14 protein-coding genes are annotated in these 13,317 nt (G+C 69.2%); 7 read left to right on the top strand and 7 right to left on the bottom strand.

The genetic code is table 11. The features are described 5' to 3' along the window. Positions 1–38 precede the first annotated feature (38 nt). Positions 39–1,466, bottom strand: coding sequence for a chromosomal replication initiator protein DnaA (dnaA, locus tag KBZ19_RS12950; protein WP_369803048.1), 1,428 nt, complete (start codon positions 1,464–1,466; stop codon positions 39–41). A gap of 95 nt (positions 1,467–1,561) precedes the next feature. Between dnaA and KBZ19_RS12945 the strand changes: the two genes are divergently transcribed. Genes KBZ19_RS12945 through KBZ19_RS12935 form a run of 3 tightly spaced genes read left to right on the top strand, consistent with a single transcriptional unit; the run spans position 1,562 to position 4,073 of the window. Beyond that, positions 1,562–2,737, top strand: a complete 1,176-nt coding sequence (locus KBZ19_RS12945; RefSeq protein ID WP_233133042.1) for a trypsin-like peptidase domain-containing protein — start codon at positions 1,562–1,564, stop codon at positions 2,735–2,737. After that, positions 2,734–3,375: a TIGR04282 family arsenosugar biosynthesis glycosyltransferase gene (locus KBZ19_RS12940; protein WP_255101226.1), complete on the top strand. Its 642-nt coding sequence runs from the start codon at positions 2,734–2,736 to the stop codon at positions 3,373–3,375. Before KBZ19_RS12945 ends, KBZ19_RS12940 begins: the two co-directional genes overlap by 4 nt. Beyond that, positions 3,363–4,073, top strand: coding sequence for a TIGR04283 family arsenosugar biosynthesis glycosyltransferase (locus tag KBZ19_RS12935; protein ID WP_255101225.1), 711 nt, complete (start codon positions 3,363–3,365; stop codon positions 4,071–4,073). The genes KBZ19_RS12940 and KBZ19_RS12935 overlap by 13 nt, the downstream gene beginning before the upstream one ends. A gap of 22 nt (positions 4,074–4,095) precedes the next feature. On the opposite strand, the gene KBZ19_RS12930 is transcribed toward KBZ19_RS12935, so the two are convergent. Beyond that, a complete protein-coding gene (locus KBZ19_RS12930) occupies positions 4,096–4,584 on the bottom strand; it encodes a GNAT family N-acetyltransferase (RefSeq protein WP_094513270.1) in 489 nt (162 codons plus the stop codon). A gap of 86 nt (positions 4,585–4,670) precedes the next feature. Between KBZ19_RS12930 and KBZ19_RS12925 the strand changes: the two genes are divergently transcribed. Next, the gene (locus tag KBZ19_RS12925; RefSeq protein WP_094513273.1) at positions 4,671–5,450 is read left to right on the top strand and encodes an alpha/beta fold hydrolase; all 780 of its coding nucleotides are present in this window, start codon (positions 4,671–4,673) and stop codon (positions 5,448–5,450) included. Here the strand turns inward: KBZ19_RS12925 and KBZ19_RS12920 are convergent. Continuing rightward, the gene (locus tag KBZ19_RS12920) at positions 5,423–7,222 is read right to left on the bottom strand and encodes an ABC transporter ATP-binding protein (RefSeq protein WP_255101224.1); all 1,800 of its coding nucleotides are present in this window, start codon (positions 7,220–7,222) and stop codon (positions 5,423–5,425) included. The two genes, KBZ19_RS12925 and KBZ19_RS12920, sit on opposite strands and share 28 nt — an antisense overlap. Next, positions 7,222–7,866: an ATP phosphoribosyltransferase gene (hisG, locus tag KBZ19_RS12915; protein ID WP_255101223.1), complete on the bottom strand. Its 645-nt coding sequence runs from the start codon at positions 7,864–7,866 to the stop codon at positions 7,222–7,224. Before hisG ends, KBZ19_RS12920 begins: the two co-directional genes overlap by 1 nt. Positions 7,867–7,895: 29 nt before the next feature. On the opposite strand from hisG, the gene gloB reads away from it, so the two are divergent. Then, the gene (gloB, locus tag KBZ19_RS12910) at positions 7,896–8,726 is read left to right on the top strand and encodes a hydroxyacylglutathione hydrolase (RefSeq protein WP_255101222.1); all 831 of its coding nucleotides are present in this window, start codon (positions 7,896–7,898) and stop codon (positions 8,724–8,726) included. A 13-nt stretch (positions 8,727–8,739) separates the two neighbouring features. Here the strand turns inward: gloB and KBZ19_RS12905 are convergent, their stop codons facing one another. Then, positions 8,740–9,846, bottom strand: a complete 1,107-nt coding sequence (locus tag KBZ19_RS12905; RefSeq protein ID WP_255101221.1) for an ABC transporter ATP-binding protein — start codon at positions 9,844–9,846, stop codon at positions 8,740–8,742. A gap of 141 nt (positions 9,847–9,987) precedes the next feature. Between KBZ19_RS12905 and KBZ19_RS12900 the strand changes: the two genes are divergently transcribed. Together KBZ19_RS12900 and KBZ19_RS12895 are read left to right on the top strand one after the other, a co-directional pair. Then, on the top strand, positions 9,988–10,389 hold the full coding sequence (locus KBZ19_RS12900) for a Rid family detoxifying hydrolase (protein WP_255101220.1): 402 nt from the start codon (positions 9,988–9,990) through the stop codon (positions 10,387–10,389). A gap of 105 nt (positions 10,390–10,494) precedes the next feature. Further along, positions 10,495–10,761 carry a hypothetical protein gene (locus KBZ19_RS12895; RefSeq protein ID WP_094513287.1) on the top strand — a complete coding sequence of 89 codons (267 nt, stop codon included), beginning with the start codon at positions 10,495–10,497 and terminating at the stop codon, positions 10,759–10,761. Between the two features lie 213 nt (positions 10,762–10,974). Here the strand turns inward: KBZ19_RS12895 and arsJ are convergent, their stop codons facing one another. Together arsJ and KBZ19_RS12885 are read right to left on the bottom strand one after the other, a co-directional pair. Further along, positions 10,975–12,228, bottom strand: coding sequence for an organoarsenical effux MFS transporter ArsJ (gene arsJ, locus KBZ19_RS12890; protein WP_255101219.1), 1,254 nt, complete (start codon positions 12,226–12,228; stop codon positions 10,975–10,977). Further along, positions 12,225–13,307, bottom strand: a complete 1,083-nt coding sequence (locus tag KBZ19_RS12885) for an ArsJ-associated glyceraldehyde-3-phosphate dehydrogenase (RefSeq protein WP_255101218.1) — start codon at positions 13,305–13,307, stop codon at positions 12,225–12,227. Before KBZ19_RS12885 ends, arsJ begins: the two co-directional genes overlap by 4 nt. Between the last annotated feature and the right edge of the window lie 10 nt (positions 13,308–13,317).

Here is a 13,317-nt window from a genome sequence, read left to right as displayed (position 1 = left end):
GCGGCTGCGGATTGGCGGCTGCAGATCACCACCAGCTTCTAGCGTCGGCGGCGGCCGTCGATCTGCAAGAGATCACGCACCTGCTGCAGCTGGCGGGCCAGGGAAGGATCGCTGGCCAGCTTCTTCTCCACCTGCTCCACGGCATACATCACGGTGCTGTGGTCCTTGCCGCCGAACACATCGCCGATGCGGGGCAGGCTCAGATCGGTGGTCTGGCGCATCAGATACATGCCCACCTGACGCGCCTGGCTCACGGCCCGTTTGCGGCTGCTGCTGCGCATCTCGTCGATGCTGACACCGAACACCTCGGCCACCTTCTCCACCACCTGCTGCGGCGTCACCACCACCTCGTTGCCCACCGGATCGAGCATCGGCGCCACCGATTCCACCGTCATCGGCAGACCGGTGATCGAGGCGAAGGCCACGGCCCGGGTGAGCGCCCCCTCCAGCTCCCGGATGTTGGAGGTGAAGCGGCCCGCCAGGTACTGGATCAGGTCGCGCGGCAGGGTCATGCGTTCCTGCTCCGCCTTCTTGTGCAGGATCGCCATGCGGGTCTCCAGGTCCGGGGTCTGGATGTCGGCGATCAGGCCCATCGAGAAGCGTGAGATCAGGCGCTCCTGCAGGCGGGGAATCTGGCTGGGGGGGCGATCGCTGGCGATCACGATCTGGCGCCCCGCCTCATGCAGGGCGTTGAAGGTATGGAAGAACTCCTCCTGGGTGTACTCCTTGCCTTCGATGAACTGAATGTCGTCCACCAGGATCAGATCGGCGGCCCGGTAGCGGTCGCGGAATTTCTGCATGCCGTCCTTGCGGATCGCCTGGATCAGGTCGTTGGTGAACGACTCAGTGGATACGTAGAACACGCGCGCATCCGGGTCGATCTCGACGCGGTAGTGGCCGATCGCCTGCATCAGGTGGGTCTTGCCCAGCCCGACCCCACCGCACAGGAACAGGGGGTTGAACTCCCGCCCCGGCGCCTCCGCCACCGCCAGCGACGCCGCATGGGCCATGCGGCTGTTGGGCCCCACCACAAAGCGGTTGAACACATAGCGGGGGTTGAGCCCCGGCGCCGGCCGCCTGGGTGTTTCACCGCTGGCGGTCGCCGCCAGCACCGGGGCGCCGGAGGACGGGCCCGCCATCGCCCTGGCACCGGCCGCCACCGGCCCCCCTTCGCCGGCCATGGCCTCCGGCAGCCCATCAGGGCTCTGTTCAGCGACCGTCTGGGCGGTGGATACCTCTACGGCGACACCGTGCCCGGCGAGCTCGGAGGCGACGGCGGCAATGGTGGTGAGGTAGTTCTTGCGCAGCCAGCCGCAGGCGAAGCTGTTCGGCGCTTCCAGCTGCAGCACCCCGTTGCTGAAGCCGGCACAGCGGGCTGGACGGATCCAGGTTTCGAAGGTGGGCTTGCTCAGATTGGCCTGAAGCGAATCCTGAACCCGGTGCCACAGCTGATCACCCTGCTGCACCACCACCCCAACGCCCGGGGGCCGAATATAGGCAGAGACCTTCCAGGCGGGCGGCCTCCGTTGAGGCGCATCCTGACCTGGCTTGCCCGCCCGCGATGTCCCCTGTCCGCCTCCCCCGTCCGCGCCGGTTTCCACGGGCTGGCCTCACTGCCGGACTGCTGGGGATCGCCATGAGCGGCTGCGCGGTGAGCCTGCCGGACCTGCCCGGCTTGCCCCGGCTGCCGCAGCTGCCCCGGAGCGACCGTGCTCCCGCCCTGCCGAAGGTGAGCGATGCGCCGCCGGCGGGGCCGCTGCAGACCGGCAACAGCTTCATCGTCAATGCGGTCGAAAAGGTGGGTCCGGCCGTCGTGCGCATCGACACGGTCAAGCGGGTGATCAACCCGCTGGGTGGCCTGTTCGGGCGTGGCCCGGCGATTCAGCAGCAGCAGGGGCAGGGCTCGGGCTTCATCACCCGCTCCGACGGGGTGATCATCACCAACGCCCACGTGGTGGAGGGGGCCAACGAGGTGTCGATCACGCTGCCCGACGGGCGCAGCTTCACCGGCAAGGTGCTCGGCAGTGATCCGCTCACCGACATCGCCGTGGTGAAGGTGGTGGCCCAGGGTCTGCCTGTGGCGCCGTTGGGGGATTCCGCCCGCGTGCGGCCCGGGGAGTGGGCGATCGCGATCGGCAACCCGCTCGGGCTCGACAACACCGTCACCGCAGGGATCATCAGCGCCATCCAGCGCACCAATGCCATCGGCGAAGGCCAGCGGGTGCCCTACATCCAGACAGACGCGGCCGTGAACCCCGGCAACAGCGGTGGGCCGCTGATCAACGACCGGGGTCAGGTGATCGGCGTGAACACCGCCATCCGCCAGGCGCCCGGTGCCGGCCTCAGCTTTGCGATCCCGGTCAACCTGGCCCGTCAGATCGCCGCCCAGATCCTGGAGAAGGGACGGGCCTCTCACCCCTACATCGGCGTGCGCCTGCAGGCGCTCACGCCCCAGCTGGCGCGCGAGATCAACGCCACCTCCTCCGAGTGCGAGCTGCCGGAAGTCCAGGGTGTGGTGGTGGTGGAGGTGCTGCCCCGCAGCCCCGCCGAGCAGGGGGGGCTCAAGCCCTGCGACCTGATCGAACAGGTGGACGACAAGGCCGTGCGCAGTCCTTCCGAGGTGCAGGTGGCGGTGGATCAGGTGCGGGTCGGCAGCGACATGACCATCAGGGTGCGCCGTGGCAGCCAGACCCTCACGCTCAACATGCGACCGGCGGAGCTCAAGACTCCTGGATGAGCGAGGCTGAGCCGGCTCCCTCACCCAGGGGGCAGCGTGTTCTGGTGGTGATGGCGCGCTGGCCCGCCCCGGGCCGCTGCAAGCGGCGCCTGGGGGCCAGCATCGGCGCCGTTTCGGCGGCCCGGATCCAGCGCCTACTCACCGCCCACACTCTCGTGGTGGCCGGGGCTCTGGCCGCTGCCGGCCGCTGCTCCACGCTGCTGGCCGTGGAGGGGCTGGGCAGGCGGGCGGCAGGGCGTTGGGGGCGCGGCGCAGGCCTTGAGGCGGTGGTGCTGCAGGGGAAGGGCAACCTGGGCGTGCGCATGGCCCGCCAGTTTCACCGCGCCTTTCGCGCCGGGGCCCACCGGGTGGTGCTGATCGGCACAGACCTGCCCCTGCTGGAGGGCGCGGATCTGGCCGCTGCTTTCGTGGCGCTGGAGCACACCCCCCTGGTGCTGGGCCCCGCCACCGATGGCGGTTACTGGCTGATCGGTCTGCGCCGGCCTGAACCGGCGCTGTTCTGTGGCATCGACTGGGGCTCGTCGGCGGTACTGGATCAGACCCTGCATCTGGCCCGCCAATGCCGTCTGGAACCCACTCTGCTGCCGCTGCGCAGCGACCTCGACCGCGTCGGCGACCTGGCGCCATGGCACAGCTGACGGCCGCCGCGCCGCCGGGGGGGATCGCCGTGGTGATCCCCGTACGCAATGAGGCGGCCCATCTGCCTCTGCTGCTGGCCGATCTGTCGCTGGCGCCACCGGGGCTGATCAGCGAACTGCTGGTGGTGGATGGAGGCAGCTCCGATGGCAGCGGCAGGCTGGCGCGGCTGGCCGGTGCGGCGCTGCGGCAGGCCGCCGGGGGCCGGGGTGCCCAGCTGGTGGCGGGGGTGGCCGCCACGGAAGCCCCCTGGCTGCTGCTGCTGCATGGCGATCTGCGTCTGCCGCCGCGCTGGTGGGAGTCGGTGCGGACGGCGCTGGGGCAGGCCGAAGCCGCCTGGTACTTCCGTCTGCGGGTGCAGGAGCCGGGCCTGGCCCTGCGGCTGATGGAGGCGGCCGTGGAGCTGCGTAGCCGCTGGGCGTGCACGCCCTACGGCGACCAGGGGCTGCTGCTGCCGCGGCGCCTGCTGGAGCGGGCCGGTGGGCTTCGTCCCCTGCCCCTGATGGAGGACCTCGATCTGGTGCTGCGCCTGCGCCGGTGGGCGCCGGTCCGCTGCCTGGGACCGGTGGTGTGGGTGGAAGGCAGGCGCTGGCGGCGGCTGGGGGTGTGGCGCACCACCTGGCACAACGCGCGGCTCAGGCGTGCCTGGCGCCACGGCACCGAGGCGGGCGAGCTCGCCCGCCGCTATTACCAGCTTTGAGAGCGAATGGTCGGGTGATGGTTCAGGGGGAATACCAGAAGGCGCAGCGCCGCTGACGCGGCTCCAGTTCCCAGCCCTGCGACTGGTAGAAGCCCACCACGTCGGGGTCGGCGAACAGGCTCACCCGCTCCACCTCCATGGTGCGCAGGCGATCGAGCACGTAGGCCATCAGCTGCCGCCCCATCCCCGCTCCCTGATAAAGCGGGTGCACCGCCACATCCCACACCGTGGCTTCCAGCACGCCATCACCGGTGCAGCGGGCGAAGCCCACCAGCCGCGGCACGCGTGGATCGTGACGCCACAGCCCAACGCGCAGCAGGCTGTGCTGCAGCGCCTTGCGCACCCGCCGCAGCGGCCGGCGGCTCCAGCCCACCGCATCACAGAGTTTTTCGAGCTCCACCAGATCGATGTCCCGGTCTTCGCTCAACACCAGCTGCAGCTGCGGATTGGGCGTGGGGCAAAGGCGGAATCCGACGCCGTAGAAGCTGGAGAGAAGGGGGTCGGAGTCCAATCCTGAGGGCCGAGGCAACGCAATGGGACGATCCTGCCCGATCGGGGGGGTTCCGTTGCAGGCTGGAGGCCTGCTTCGCCCCTGGATTGCCCCGTTCCGTTCCGGCTGACCAGGGCGTCGCCCCCCCTCCCGCCGCTGCCGGGGAAGAGCGGCCACTGCTGGTGTGCCTGCACGGCTGGCTGCTGGCCGGTCGCCTCTGGGACCCGCTGCGCCTGGCACTGGACGGGCGCCAGCGGCTCTGGACCCCTGACCTGCCCGGCTTCGGTGGCACGCCCCGTCCCCGTTCCCTCCACCCCACCCTGGCCAGCTACGGCCGTTGGGTGGCTGACCAGTGCCTCAGCCTGGAAGAGCGGCGCGTGGTGCTGGTGGGCCACTCGCTCGGCGGCAGCGTGGCGCTGCATGCGGCGCCGCTGCTGGGCGATCGGCTCCTGGGGGTGATTCAGATCGCGGCGGGGGGCGGGGTGTACCAGCCGCGCGCCTTCAGCCAGCTGCGCAATGGTGGTCGGCTGTTCCTGCAGTGGCGCCCCAGCTGGCTGGCGGAGCTGCCGGGCACCGGCGCCATCCGCAGCCCCCTGATCGCCGAGCAGCGGGCGGCCCGCAGCCTGCTGGCCTGCAGCACCAACCGCGGCGCCGTGCGCCAGCTGCCGGCGTTGGTGGCCGGCCTCCAGGTGCCGAGCCTCTGGATCGCGGGCAGCCGTGACCAGGTGATGGAGCCCCGCTACGTACGTCATCTGGCGGGTTACTCCGATCGCCACGAGCTGGCCGAACTGCAGGGCTGCGGCCATCTGCCTATGCGCCAGTCGCCCCATCAGCTCGCCGAGGTGATCGAGAGTTGGGTTCAGAGCCTGGCCAGGCCACGCTCCTGAAGATCGGCCAGCTGGGCGTAGAGCCCACCGGCCTGGCGCAGTTCGCGGTGTGTGCCCTGCTCGATCAAGCGGCCGCGCCGCAACACCAGGATCCTGTCGGCGGCCTCCACGGTGGCCAGGCGGTGGGCGATCACGATCGCGGTGCGGGCATGCAGCAGTTTGTCGAGGTCACGTTGCAGGGTGGCTTCAGTGGAGGGATCCATGAAAGCGGTGGCCTCATCCATCACCAGCACGGATGGGTCGCGGATCGCCACCCTTGCCACCGCCAGCAGCTGCCGCTCGCCCGAGGACAGGTTGCCGCCCCGCTCGCGCAGTTCGGTGGCCAGCCCATCGGGGAGGCGCCGCAGCAGGGCATCGAGACCGAGCTCGCGGCAGATCCGCTGCAGCTCGTCGTCGGGGATCGCCGCATCGAGGCGCAGGTTGTCGGCCACGTTGCCGCTGAACAGGAAAGTGTCCTGCAGCACCACGCCGAGCCGCTGGCGCAGCGTGAGGCTGGGCAGCTCGCGGATGTCGATGCCATCGAGCAGGATCCGCCCCTGCTGAGGTTCGTAGAGACGGCAGAGCAGGCGGATCACGGTGGTCTTGCCGGAGCCGGTGGGGCCCACCAGGGCCACGTGCTCGCCCGGGGCGATGCGGAAGCTGAGGTCGGTGAGGATCGGATCGTCGGGCCGGTAGGCGAACGAGACGTTCTCGAAGATCACTTCGCCCTCGCTGGCCCGTTCGCGGCCGGAGCGGCGGGCGGCGGCGGTGCGTTGTTCGTTGGCCAGATCGCTGATCTCGATCGGCTCCTCCAGCAGCTCACCGATGCGCTGCACGGCCGTGAGGCCGCCCTGGATCTGGGTGAAGCGCTCCGCCAGCTGACGCAGCGGATCGAACAGGCGCTGGGAGAACAGGATGAAGGTGGTCAGGGTGCCCAGGCCGATGGTGCCGTCGGTGACCATCCAGCCACCCAGGGCCAGCACGATCGCCACGGCCGTGAGGGCCACCCATTCGATGAAGGCGGAGATCGCACTTTCGTAGAAGATCGTGCCGTCGACCGCCTTGCGGTAAGCGTTGGTGGTGACGCCGAATCGGGCGCTGTTCACAGCCTCACGCCGGAACATCTGCACCACATCCAGCCCCTGCAGGTTCTCCTGCAGGTCGGCGTTGAGCTGGCTGAGCTCTTCGCGCACGCGGTAGTTGGCCTTGCGGTACCGCCCCTGCAGCCAGAGGATCACCACCACCACCGGGATCTGGATCACCAGCAGCAGGGCGCCGAGGCGGAACTCGATCGAGAGCATGGTGACGGCGATCACCACCAGGGTCACCAGGTCGGCGAGCACACCGATGGCGCCGCTGCCGAACACTTCGGCCAGGGCGTCGACATCGCTGGTGAGGCGGGTGAGCAGCTTGCCCACCGGGGTGCGGTCGTGGAAGCGCAGCGACAGGGCCATCGCATGGCGGAACAGGTCGTCGCGGATGCGGGCGGTGAGGCGCTGCCCCACGGCCTGCACGCTGTAGCTCTGAACTCCCTGCAGCGCCAGACGCACCAGCACCGCTGCCAGCAGGCACAGCACCAGGGTGCGCATCGCCTCGGACACGCTCTGGCCCACCAGCCAGGCGGCCCTGGGCTCGTTGCGAAGCACCGAAATCGCCTGGCCCACCAGCAGCGGCTGCACGGCCGCCGAGAAGGCGACGGGAATCAGCAGCAGCAGCGTGAGCAGCAGCCGGCGGCGGTCGCGGCCCAGGTAGGGAATCAGGTTGAGCAGCCGCTGACGGTCGCGGGCGGCCATCAGCGCGCCTCCAGACGGGCCGCCGCCACCCGGTCGATGATCGTCTGCAGCTGGCCCTGATCCAGTCGCAGGGCCAGGGGATGGCCGATCAGCCGGGCAGTGCTGTGGAACAGGTCCTCAATGGCCACCAGCCCGTTGTCGCGCAGGGTGCGGCCGGTGGCCACCAGATCCACGATCGCCTCAGACATGCCGGTGATCGGTCCCAGCTCCACTGACCCGGTGAGGTGAATGAGCTCCACCGGCAGGTCGAGCTGGTTGAAGAAGGTTTCGGCGCAGCGCACGAACTTGCTGGCCACGCGGCAGTGGGCCGGCAGATCGGCGGCCCGGCGGTAGCCGCTGCTCGCCTTCACCGCCACGGCCATGCGGCAGCCACCGAAACCAAGGTCGACCAGGGGGGCCACCGGCAGCTGGTGCTCCCGCAGCACGTCCTCGCCGACGATGCCGAGCTGGGCCTGGCCATAGGCCACGTAGACAGGCACATCGGCGTTGCGCACCAGCAGGGCGCGGGCGGTACCGCACGGGCTGGGCACCATCAACTGGCGGTTGTCGCTGTCGAGCAGGGCCGAGAAATCAAGACCGGCCGCGGCGAGGCAGCGCACCGAATCCTTCAGCAGGGCCCCTTTGGCCAGAGCAACGGTGATCATGGGCGTGCTCCGCAACCTGGACTTTACCGATGCAGACCTCCCGCAGCGAGCCGCCGGCCGTGGCAGCAACGGGCGGGCGGCCACCGGCGCTGGCCGTGTCGCTGATCCCGGTGCTGAACGACAACTACGTGTTCGTGCTGCACGATTCCCCCAAGGCGGAGGAGCCATCCGGCCGGGCGGTGGTGGTGGATCCCGCCGTGGCGGCGCCGGTGCGCGCCTGGCTGGAGGCCCACCGGCTGGAGCTGGTGGCCGTGCTGCAGACCCACCACCACTCCGATCACATCGGTGGCACCGCCGGCCTGCTGGAGCGCTGGCCAGCCGCTGCGGTGATCGCCGCCGCCGCCGACCGCGACCGCATTCCGCTCCAGACCCTCTCGGTGCGTGGCGGTGACTGCCTGACCCTGCTGGGCCGGGCCGTGGAGGTGCTGCAGGTGCCGGGGCACACTCGCGCCCATCTGGCCTATGTGCTGCCCGAGGTGCCGGGCGGGCACGGGGAGCTGTTCTGCGGCGACACCCTGTTCGCCGCAGGCTGCGGGCGGCTGTTCGAGGGCTCGGCGGAGCAGATGCACCACTCGCTGCAGCAGCTTGCGCAGCTGCCGGACAGCACGCGCGTGTGGTGCGCCCACGAGTACACCCGTGCCAACCTTCGCTGGGCTGCTGCGCTGGTGGCGGCAGAGCCAGAGGCTGCCGCGGGCGCGATCACGGCACGGTTGGCGGCCGTGGAGCTGGCCCGCAGCCAGGGACAGGCCACCATCCCCAGCACGATTGCTCTGGAGCGTGCCACCAATTTGTTCCTGCGTGCCGGCAACGCCGCCACGCTCGCCGCGCTGCGTCGGCACAAGGACGGCTGGCAGGGCTGAGGCGTCAGGGGGCTCAGAGGCAGGGGAGCAGGGGCAGCCGCTGGGGAAAGAGCAGGGCCGGCTGCTGGGGCCGCAGGCCCAGGCGGCAACGTTCGGAGAGCTGGAAGGTGCGCTCCAGCGGCAGGCGCAGCCGCAGGCGGAACGGGGCCGCCTGGGGCTGTTCCAGCTCCACCTGCAGCAGCCATTCCCGCCCCAGAAACTCCCGACCCATCACCCAGGCAGTGCCAGCCGGATCGGGAGTCAGCTCCAGGGCATCGGGTTGCAGCAGCACCTCAGCCGGTGCCCCGTCCGGGCAGGGGGAGGCCGCCGCGCCGGAGAGGGGCGCGAAGGCCCCCAGTGGCGTGACCACCTGGCCGTTGCGCCACTGGGCAGGCAGCAGGTTGCGTTGCAGCACGAAGTGGCCCACGAAGGCGGTGGCGGGATGCTCCACCAGCTCCTGCGGCGCCGCGCACTGGTGCAGGCGCCCGTCCTTGAGTACCGCCACGCGGTCGCAGATCGCCAGCGCCTCCTCCGGGTCGTGGGTGACGATCAGGCCGCTGGCGCCGCAGCGGCTGAGCACGCCAGGCAGTTCGCCACGCAGCCGCAGCCGCACGTCCACATCCAGGTTGGAGAAGGGTTCATCGAGCAGCACCAGCTCCGGTGCGGGCGCCAGCGCCCGGGCCAGTGCCAGCCGTTGCCGCTGGCCGCCGGAGAGTTCGTGCGGGTAGCGCTGCTCCAGACCCGCCAGTCCCAGCAACTCCAACAACCAGGCGGCCCGGCTGCGGTCCTGGCGGGGCCGCAGGCCGAAACAGGTGTTCTGCCAGGCATCGAGGTGGGGAAACAGGGCGTAGTCCTGAAAGACCATGCCCACCCCGCGCCGCTCCGGCGGCACCCAGACGGCCGGACCGGCCACCTGCCGGCCCTGCACTGTCACCTGCCCCCGCGACGGCCGTTCGAAGCCGGCGATCAGGCGCAGCAATGTGGTCTTGCCGCAGCCGGAGGGACCAAGCAGGCCCACCAGTTCCCCCGGGCCCAGGTGCAGGTCGATCGCTTCCAGCGCCCAGTCGTTTGCCTCGCCACGGGCGCCGCCGCGCCCGTAGCGGTGCCAGACACCATCGAGGCGCACCGGATCGGCCGGCATGGACTCAGCGGCTGCAGGTCGGTTCCCGGTGGCAGCGTTGGCAGCAGCTGCAGCGACAGCACGGGCAGCGGCCGCTGCGGAAACCCCGGTGGAGCTGGCGATAGGACACCCTTAAGCTCGTTTTTCCCATCTTCCAACGCCATGGGCGCCGGCCAGTCCATCGAGGCGATCCAGACTCCCGCCGCTCCTGAGCCGGTGGGCCCCTACAACCAGGCCGTGCTGGCGGGCGGCTGGCTGTTCTGCTCCGGCCAGATCGCCTTGGATCCCGTCAGCGGCGCGATGGTGGGCGACGGCGATGTGGAGGCTGAGACCCGACAGGTGCTCAGCAACCTCGTGGCGGTGCTGCGGGCGGCAGGCAGCGGCCCGGACCAGGTGGTGCGCACCACGGTGTTTCTGGCCGACCTGGCCGATTTTGCCCGGGTGAACGCGATCTACGCCGAAACCTTCCAGGGGCCTGTGCCCCCCGCCCGCGCCTGCGTGGAAGTGGCGGCCCTGCCGCGGGGCGCGCGGGTGGAGATCGACTGCATCGCGGTGCTCGGTTGAGGCCTGATGGGGCCGCCGTCAGGTAACGAACACGACATCACGTAGTCGACGTGACAGTCAGCAGCTGGCACAGGACCGACACTGTTCCTCTGCGTTACGACGTTCATGGCGTTCTCCCCCTTTCGTCGCTCTGCCCCCGCCGCCGGTTCGCAGCGGCTGTATCGCCTGGTCGACCGCCAGTGCGCTCCTCACCCGGTGCTCGACGACCACTTCGAGTCGATGGATGCCGCCTGGGAAGCGGCCCTGAGCTGGTGGGAAGAGCAGGCCTGTGCAGTGGAGCAACCGATCGAGATCGGCATCGAGGTGAGCACACCCCGCGGCGACTGGCGAACCCTGCGCTACCCTGGCGGCTGGCCCGGACTGATGCACTGAAAGAGTCGATAGTCTTGGCGCGTTGGTTGTCAATAAGTGCTGGAGGATGAGCGGGTCAAGCCGTTCATCACGATCACTTCTCCCTTCCTCGTGTTCGTTGGCCCGTTCGCCAGCGGCGCCTCGGCACCGACTTCACGCTGATCGCCACCATCGTGTCGCGCAAGCGGGCAATTGAACACTCGTACTGGCAGAACCGGCTGAGCAGCTGGAGCCTCAGGCGGTTTCTAGCTGCTGCCGCAGCGGCGGCGGCAGCCTGATCCCGGAGAGAAAGGCGAGTGCCACCAGCAGGCACGAGGCCCAAAGGCAGGCCTGCAGGCCGCCCACCAGGAACAGGGCGCCCGAGAGCAACGTGCCCACCAGCCGGCCGGCCGCATTGGCCATGTAATAGAAGCCCACGTTGAGGCTCACCGATTCGGCATCGGTGTAGGCCAGCACCATGTAGCTGTGAATCGAGGAATTCATCGCGAACACGGCGCCGAAGGCGACCAGCCCCACCACCAGGGCCACGCTGGGATTGCCAACCTCGCGCCACAGGCTGATGGCGATCAGGGCGGGAATGGCGGTGAGCACGGCGCTCCAGAACTGCACCGCAGACACCCCTGGTGGGCCGCTTCTGCCCCAGCTGCGCCGCAGGGCCGGCACCGAGGCCTGAATGATCCCGTAGCCGATCACCCACAGGCCCATGAAGCCACCGGCCTCCCAGTATTTCCAGCCCAGCACCGATTGCAGAAACACCGGCAGGGCCACCACGAACCACACATCACGGGCACCGAACAGGAAGAAGCGGGCGGTTGAGAGCACATTGATGCCCTTTGATTTGGAGAACAGTGCGGTGATCGCCGGCTTCTGCTTCATGCGGCCGATTTCACCGGGCAGCACCAGAGTGAGCAGAAAGGCCAGGAACAGGCCGGCCGCCATCGCTCCCACGGCGGCGCTGAAGCCGATCGTGGCGAGCAGCACCCCACCGAGGAAGAAGCCCACCCCCTTGAGGGCGTTCTTGGAGCCGGTGAGGATCGCCACCCATTGGAACAGCTGGCTCTCGCCCCGGCTGTGGTCGTCAGGGGTTTCCGCTACCACGGTCTTGATGGCGCTTTTGGCGCTCATCTTGTTGAGGTCTTTGGCGATGCCGCTGATGGCCTGGGCCACCATCACGTAGGCCACGCTCCACCAGCGGGGCCAGTCGTCAGCCACTGGAATCAGCATCAGCAGGGCGCCCACCTGCAGCAAGGTGCCGGCCCAGAGGGTGAGCCGCAGCCCGAAACGGGCCCCGAGCCAGCCGCCGTAGAGGTTGGTGACGATGCCGAAAAATTCGTAGAACAGAAACAGAAAGGCGATTTCCAGGGTGGTGTAACCCAGCTGGTGAAAGTGGAACACCACCAGCATGCGCAGCGCCCCGTCGGTGAGGGTGAAGGCCCAGTAGTTGGCCGTCACGATGCCGTATTGCTGCAGGGCAGTGAGCTGCTTCATGATTCGGAAAGCTCGCGGACCGCTGGCCCGACACCGGCTTCGAGCGCCGCCACGTGGCAGGCCAGATCGGCCATGCGGCAGCTGTAGCCCCACTCGTTGTCGTACCAGGCGAACACCTTGAGCTGGGTGCCGTTCACCACCATCGTGGAGAGAGCATCGATGATCGAGCTGCGGCTGTCGTTGATGTAATCCACCGACACCAGCGGCCGCTCTTCGTAGCCCAGGATTCCCTGCAGTGTGCCGGCGGCGGCGGCGGCAAAGGCCCCATTCACCTCCTCCACACTCACCGCGCGCTCCAGTTCGAACACCGCATCGGTGATCGAGGCATTCGTGAGCGGCACCCGCACGGCGTGGCCGTTGAGCTTGCCCTGCAGTTCGGGAAAGATCAGACCAATTGCCTTGGCCGATCCGGTGGTGGTGGGGATCAGCGAGCTGCCGGCGGAGCGGGCGCGGCGGAGGTCGGATTTGAAGGCATCGATCACCACCTGGGTGTTGGTGATGTTGTGCAGGGTGGTGATCGAGCCGTGGCGAATGCCGAAGCTTTCGTGCACCACCTTCACCACCGGCGCCAGGCAGTTGGTGGTGCAGGAAGCGGCGGTGAGCAGACGGTGGCGGCTGGGCTCATAGAGGTGATGGTTGATGCCGAACACCACGTTGAGAGCTTCTGCGCCGGCGACCATGCCTTTCACCGGGCAGGCCACGATCACCCGCCTGAGGCCCGGCACAGTGAAGTAGGGCTCAAGGGTGTCGGGGGTCTTGATCTTGCCGCTGCATTCGAGCACCAGGTCCACGCCGGCGTCGGCCCAGGGCACGGCGGTGGGATCCTTGTGACGGCTGTAGCTCACGGCATGATTGCCAATGCGGAAGCCGTCGGCTTCGGCCTGCACCGCCTGAGGCCAGTGGCCGTGCACGGAATCGAATTCGAGCAGATGGGCGGCAGACGCAGCGTCACCGGCAGGATCGTTGACATGGACCAACGTGTAGCCCCCGGCGTCCGCACTGCGGTGGGCCGGGCGTTCCCAGAGGGCGCGGAACACAAGGCGGCCGATCCGGCCAAAGCCGTTGATGCCGATCTTCATCGCAAGGCGA

The organism is Synechococcus sp. L2F (assembly GCF_024345695.1).
In the GTDB taxonomy this organism is placed as follows: Bacteria; Cyanobacteriota; Cyanobacteriia; order PCC-6307; family Cyanobiaceae; genus MW101C3.
This window is presented reverse-complemented; position numbering and strand designations above follow the sequence as displayed.

Coding starts and splice junctions, on each gene's coding strand:
- KBZ19_RS12945 (WP_233133042.1), top strand. CDS start 1,562: ATGTCCCCTGTCCGCCTCCCCCGTCCGCGCCGGTTTCCACGGGCTGGC.
- KBZ19_RS12940 (WP_255101226.1), top strand. CDS start 2,734: ATGAGCGAGGCTGAGCCGGCTCCCTCACCCAGGGGGCAGCGTGTTCTG.
- KBZ19_RS12935 (WP_255101225.1), top strand. CDS start 3,363: ATGGCACAGCTGACGGCCGCCGCGCCGCCGGGGGGGATCGCCGTGGTG.
- KBZ19_RS12920 (WP_255101224.1), bottom strand. CDS start 7,222: ATGGCCGCCCGCGACCGTCAGCGGCTGCTCAACCTGATTCCCTACCTG.
- hisG (WP_255101223.1), bottom strand. CDS start 7,866: ATGATCACCGTTGCTCTGGCCAAAGGGGCCCTGCTGAAGGATTCGGTG.
- gloB (WP_255101222.1), top strand. CDS start 7,896: ATGCAGACCTCCCGCAGCGAGCCGCCGGCCGTGGCAGCAACGGGCGGG.
- KBZ19_RS12905 (WP_255101221.1), bottom strand. CDS start 9,846: ATGCCGGCCGATCCGGTGCGCCTCGATGGTGTCTGGCACCGCTACGGG.
- KBZ19_RS12900 (WP_255101220.1), top strand. CDS start 9,988: ATGGGCGCCGGCCAGTCCATCGAGGCGATCCAGACTCCCGCCGCTCCT.
- KBZ19_RS12895 (WP_094513287.1), top strand. CDS start 10,495: ATGGCGTTCTCCCCCTTTCGTCGCTCTGCCCCCGCCGCCGGTTCGCAG.
- arsJ (WP_255101219.1), bottom strand. CDS start 12,228: ATGAAGCAGCTCACTGCCCTGCAGCAATACGGCATCGTGACGGCCAAC.
- KBZ19_RS12885 (WP_255101218.1), bottom strand. CDS start 13,307: ATGAAGATCGGCATCAACGGCTTTGGCCGGATCGGCCGCCTTGTGTTC.